The following is a 5,760-nucleotide window of genomic DNA, read 5'->3' on the forward strand; positions in this document are numbered from 1 at the left end:
TTTTTCTCATGACATAAAACACAGATTTATAGGGTATTAAAAGCGTGTAAAAAAAAGGGGTAAAAAAATATTAAAAAAGTCATTGTGTAATTAAAAATAGGTAGTATGTTTGCACCCGCAAAAACGGCTAATGTTGTTTAGCAGAAAGTTCATTCACAAGTTATATTTTAGGATTTACAAAAGAGGTAAAAATTTATTTCAAAAAAGTTTTAAAAAGTATTGTGGGGTAAAAAAAAGGGTTTTATATTTGCACCCGCTTAACGAGGAAACGAGTTAAGAAAAGAAGAAACAAGTTCATAAACATATTGAATTGACAGCGTAAGATTAAAAAGATGTCTTGCTGGAAACAGCAAAACGTTAGTTTGTCATTCCTGTGAAAACGGGAATCTAAGAAACAGTTTTAATCAACAAAGAGAATAGACCATTTTGAGTACTAGAGATTCTGATTAGTTGTTAAGCAAATAAGTCAGATAAGACTTAAAAATTTAACGATGAAGAGTTTGATCCTGGCTCAGGATGAACGCTAGCGGCAGGCCTAACACATGCAAGTCGAGGGGTAACAGGAAAAAGCTTGCTTTTTTGCTGACGACCGGCGCACGGGTGCGTAACGCGTATACAATCTGCCTTGTACTGGGGGATAGCCTTTAGAAATGAAGATTAACACCCCATAATATATAGAGTTCGCATGGACATTATATTAAAGTTTACGGTACAAGATGAGTATGCGTCCTATTAGCTAGATGGTGTGGTAACGGCACACCATGGCCACGATAGGTAGGGGCCCTGAGAGGGGGATCCCCCACACTGGTACTGAGACACGGACCAGACTCCTACGGGAGGCAGCAGTGAGGAATATTGGACAATGGAGGCAACTCTGATCCAGCCATGCCGCGTGCAGGAAGACTGCCCTATGGGTTGTAAACTGCTTTTATACGGGAAGAAACCACTCTACGTGTAGAGTCTTGACGGTACCGTAAGAATAAGGATCGGCTAACTCCGTGCCAGCAGCCGCGGTAATACGGAGGATCCAAGCGTTATCCGGAATCATTGGGTTTAAAGGGTCCGTAGGTGGACTGGTCAGTCAGAGGTGAAATCCTGCAGCTTAACTGTAGAACTGCCTTTGATACTGCTAGTCTTGAATCATTATGAAGTGGTTAGAATATGTAGTGTAGCGGTGAAATGCATAGATATTACATAGAATACCAATTGCGAAGGCAGATCACTAATAATGTATTGACACTGATGGACGAAAGCGTAGGTAGCGAACGGGATTAGATACCCCGGTAGTCTACGCCGTAAACGATGGATACTAGCTGTTCGGCTTCGGCTGAGTGGCTAAGCGAAAGTGATAAGTATCCCACCTGGGGAGTACGTTCGCAAGAATGAAACTCAAAGGAATTGACGGGGGCCCGCACAAGCGGTGGAGCATGTGGTTTAATTCGATGATACGCGAGGAACCTTACCAGGGCTTAAATGTAGAGTGACAGGCTGAGAGATCGGCTTTTCTTCGGACACTTTACAAGGTGCTGCATGGTTGTCGTCAGCTCGTGCCGTGAGGTGTCAGGTTAAGTCCTATAACGAGCGCAACCCCTGTTGTTAGTTGCCAGCATGTAAAGATGGGAACTCTAGCAAGACTGCCAGTGCAAACTGTGAGGAAGGTGGGGATGACGTCAAATCATCACGGCCCTTACGTCCTGGGCTACACACGTGCTACAATGGTAGGGACAGAGAGCAGCCACAACGCGAGTTGGAGCGAATCTATAAACCCTATCACAGTTCGGATCGGAGTCTGCAACTCGACTCCGTGAAGCTGGAATCGCTAGTAATCGGATATCAGCCATGATCCGGTGAATACGTTCCCGGGCCTTGTACACACCGCCCGTCAAGCCATGGAAGCTGGGAGTGCCTGAAGTCCGTCACCGCAAGGAGCGGCCTAGGGTAAAATCGGTAACTAGGGCTAAGTCGTAACAAGGTAGCCGTACCGGAAGGTGCGGCTGGAACACCTCCTTTCTAGAGAAAGACGACTAATTAAGTATCATAACTATTACGATAAATAGTTTATTCTCATTGCTGTTAATTTAAAATATAGTAAGTAAGTCATTAGATATTAGCTGTTAAGAACAACACGAACTACTAATAACTAACGGCTAACGACTAAACACAGTCTCATAGCTCAGCTGGTTAGAGCGCTACACTGATAATGTAGAGGTCGGCAGTTCGAGTCTGCCTGAGACTACGAAGTGCGAAACACTGAGTATGCCCGCGCAGGCGGTTATTTGTTGAAAGACAGAGAAGTTCATTACATATTGAAAGGAAATTTTAGAAGTTGGGATATCCATCTTATTTTATTGGGATTTGGAAAAATGATTTTTGGAATTTCATAAGACGGGGGATTAGCTCAGCTGGCTAGAGCGCTTGCCTTGCACGCAAGAGGTCATCGGTTCGACTCCGATATTCTCCACGATTGAAGCTACAGGCTCTATGCCTTATGCTTTAAGCTGACAGCTTACTGCCTACGGCATAGAGCTTACAGCGCATAAAGTTCATTGACATATTGAAAAAAGATACATGAAAATTAGATAGAAATATTTAATAAAAATAATAATTGTAACGAGCAATTATAACTCATTAAGAAAGACAAAAAGTACAATAAGCTACAAAAGAGCGTATGGGGAATGCCTAGGCTCTCAGAGGCGAAGAAGGACGTGATAAGCTGCGAAAAGCTGCGGGGATTGGCACATACAAATTGATCCGCAGATATCCGAATGGGGCAACCCACTATATTGAAGATATAGTATCCGCAAGGAGGCGAACCCGGAGAACTGAAACATCTAAGTACCCGGAGGAGAAGAAAACAAAAGTGATTCCGTTAGTAGTGGCGAGCGAACGCGGATTAGCCCAAACCAGTGTTGTTACGGCAATACTGGGGTTGTAGGACTACAATATTCGACACTAAGCGAACTAGAACTGTTTGGAAAGACAGACCAAAGAAAGTGATAGTCTTGTATAGGTAAGCGAAGTTTAGATAGTAGTATCCTGAGTAGTGCGGGGCACGTGTAACCCTGTGTGAAACTGGCGGGACCATCCGTTAAGGCTAAATACTCCTGAGAGACCGATAGTGAACTAGTACCGTGAGGGAAAGGTGAAAAGAACCCTGAATAAGGGAGTGAAATAGAACCTGAAACCATACGCTTACAAGCGGTCGGAGCTGATTAATCAGTGACGGCGTGCCTTTTGCATAATGAGCCTACGAGTTACCGTTGCCAGCGAGGTTAAGGTGTTAAGCACCGGATCCGTAGCGAAAGCGAGTCTGAATAGGGCGCTTTAGTTGGTAGTGGTAGACGCGAAACCGTGTGATCTACCCATGGGCAGGTTGAAGCTGTAGTAACATACAGTGGAGGACCGAACCGGTTGACGTTGAAAAGTCTTCGGATGACCTGTGGGTAGGGGTGAAAGGCCAATCAAACTCGGAAATAGCTCGTACTCCCCGAAATGCATTTAGGTGCAGCGTATTATTAGTTTTATAGAGGTAGAGCTACTGATTGGATGCGGGGGCTTCACCGCCTACCAATTCCTGACAAACTCCGAATGCTATAAAATGATGTAATGCAGTGAGGGCATGGGTGCTAAGGTCCATGTCCGAGAGGGAAAGAACCCAGACCATCAGCTAAGGTCCCCAAATGTATGTTAAGTTGAATAAACGCGGTTGAACTGCTTTGACAGCTAGGATGTTGGCTTGGAAGCAGCCATTCATTTAAAGAGTGCGTAACAGCTCACTAGTCGAGCGGTTTGGCATGGATAATAATCGGGCATAAACATACTACCGAAGCTATGGACGAAAGTGGTAGGGGAGCATTCTATATGTGTTGAAGGTTGACTGTGAGGTCTACTGGAACGTATAGAAAAGAAAATGTAGGCATAAGTAACGATAATGCGGGCGAGAAACCCGCACTCCGAAAGACTAAGGTTTCCTCAGCTATGCTAATCAGCTGAGGGTTAGTCGGGACCTAAGGCGAACCCGAATGGGGTAGTCGATGGACAACAGGTTAATATTCCTGTACCCGCTCTCACTAAAAGTGACGGAGGCGAATATTTGGTGCGTGCTGACGGAATAGCACGTTGAAGGGAGCAGTAATGCCCTGATAGTACACTAAGACTTCGGTTGCGGTGATAATCCAGAGAATCGACTTCCAAGAAAAGCAAGAGCAGCGGCCCGTACCCTAAACCGACACAGGTAGTTGGGATGAGAATTCTAAGGAGCTCGAGAGATTCATGGCTAAGGAACTAGGCAAAATAGACTCGTAACTTCGGGAGAAGAGTCGCCCCGCTTCGGCGGGGCCGCAGTGAAAAGGTCCAGGCGACTGTTTATCAAAAACACAGGGCTATGCTAAGTTGAAAGACGATGTATATGGCCTGACACCTGCCCGGTGCTGGAAGGTTAAGTGGAGGGTTTAGCTTCGGCAAAGATCTGAAATGAAGCCCCAGTAAACGGCGGCCGTAACTATAACGGTCCTAAGGTAGCGAAATTCCTTGTCGGGTAAGTTCCGACCTGCACGAATGGTGCAACGATCTGGACACTGTCTCAGCCATGAGCTCGGTGAAATTGTAGTATCGGTGAAGATGCCGATTACCCGCTGTGGGACGAAAAGACCCCGTGCACCTTTACTATAGCTTAGTATTGGTTTTGGATAAGTAATGTGTAGGATAGGTGGGAGACTTTGAAGTGGCGTCGCTAGGCGTTGTGGAGTCATTGTTGAAATACCACCCTTTGCTTATCTAGAGTCTAACTCAGAAATGAGGACAGTGCTTGGTGGGTAGTTTGACTGGGGTGGTCGCCTCCAAAAGAGTAACGGAGGCTTCTAAAGGTTCCCTCAGCACGCTTGGTAACCGTGCGTAGAGTGCAATGGCATAAGGGAGCTTGACTGAGAGACCTACAAGTCGATCAGGTACGAAAGTAGAGCATAGTGATCCGGTGGTTCCGCATGGAAGGGCCATCGCTCAAAGGATAAAAGGTACGCCGGGGATAACAGGCTGATCTCCCCCAAGAGCTCACATCGACGGGGGGGTTTGGCACCTCGATGTCGGCTCGTCACATCCTGGGGCTGGAGAAGGTCCCAAGGGTTGGGCTGTTCGCCCATTAAAGTGGCACGCGAGCTGGGTTCAGAACGTCGTGAGACAGTTCGGTCTCTATCTACAGTGGGCGTTAGAAATTTGAGTGGATCTGACTCTAGTACGAGAGGACCGAGTTGGACTAACCTCTGGTGTATCTGTTGTCACGCCAGTGGCATTGCAGAGTAGCTACGTTGGGAAGGGATAAGCGCTGAAAGCATATAAGCGCGAAACCCACCACAAGATGAGATTTCTTTAAAGGGTCGTGGGAGATGACCACGTTGATAGGCTACAGGTGTAAAGGCGGTAACGTCATAGCCGAGTAGTACTAATAACCCATAAGCTTATTGCGCCTCCCCTTCGCAAGGAGGGGACGGCAGTCTTTTTCTATCAAAAATAAATCATGTACACTTTTTCAATATGTTAAGATATACTGGGTGTTAGTTTTTAGGAGTTAGGTTTTAGTAAAACCCAATAATCTTAAAACCCATAACCCAAAGATTTAAGGTGGTTATAGCGATGGGGCTCACCTCTTACCATTCCGAACAGAGAAGTTAAGCCCATTAGCGCCGATGGTACTACACTTGTGGAAGAGTAGGTCGCCGCCTTTTTTGAAGAGTCTAATTACAATTGTAGTTAGACTCTTTTTTT

2 tRNA genes and 3 rRNA genes are annotated in these 5,760 nt (G+C 45.8%); all 5 read left to right on the forward strand.

Annotated features, from left to right (window positions below):
• Positions 1 to 488 precede the first annotated feature (488 nt).
• A 16S ribosomal RNA gene (locus EYD46_RS17540) occupies positions 489 to 2,010 on the forward strand.
• A gap of 152 nt (positions 2,011 to 2,162) precedes the next feature.
• Positions 2,163 to 2,236, forward strand: a tRNA-Ile gene (locus tag EYD46_RS17545).
• Positions 2,237 to 2,387: 151 nt separating this feature from the next.
• Positions 2,388 to 2,461: transfer RNA gene (locus EYD46_RS17550), tRNA-Ala, on the forward strand.
• 186 nt (positions 2,462 to 2,647) lie between these two features.
• Positions 2,648 to 5,461: ribosomal RNA gene (locus EYD46_RS17555) — 23S ribosomal RNA — on the forward strand.
• 151 nt (positions 5,462 to 5,612) lie between these two features.
• A 5S ribosomal RNA gene (gene rrf, locus EYD46_RS17560) occupies positions 5,613 to 5,720 on the forward strand.
• Together the 16S, 23S and 5S rRNA genes with 2 tRNA genes alongside form the textbook arrangement of a ribosomal RNA operon.
• Positions 5,721 to 5,760 lie beyond the last annotated feature (40 nt).

Source organism: Hyunsoonleella pacifica (assembly GCF_004310335.1).
GTDB lineage: Bacteria > Bacteroidota > Bacteroidia > Flavobacteriales > Flavobacteriaceae > Jejuia > Jejuia pacifica.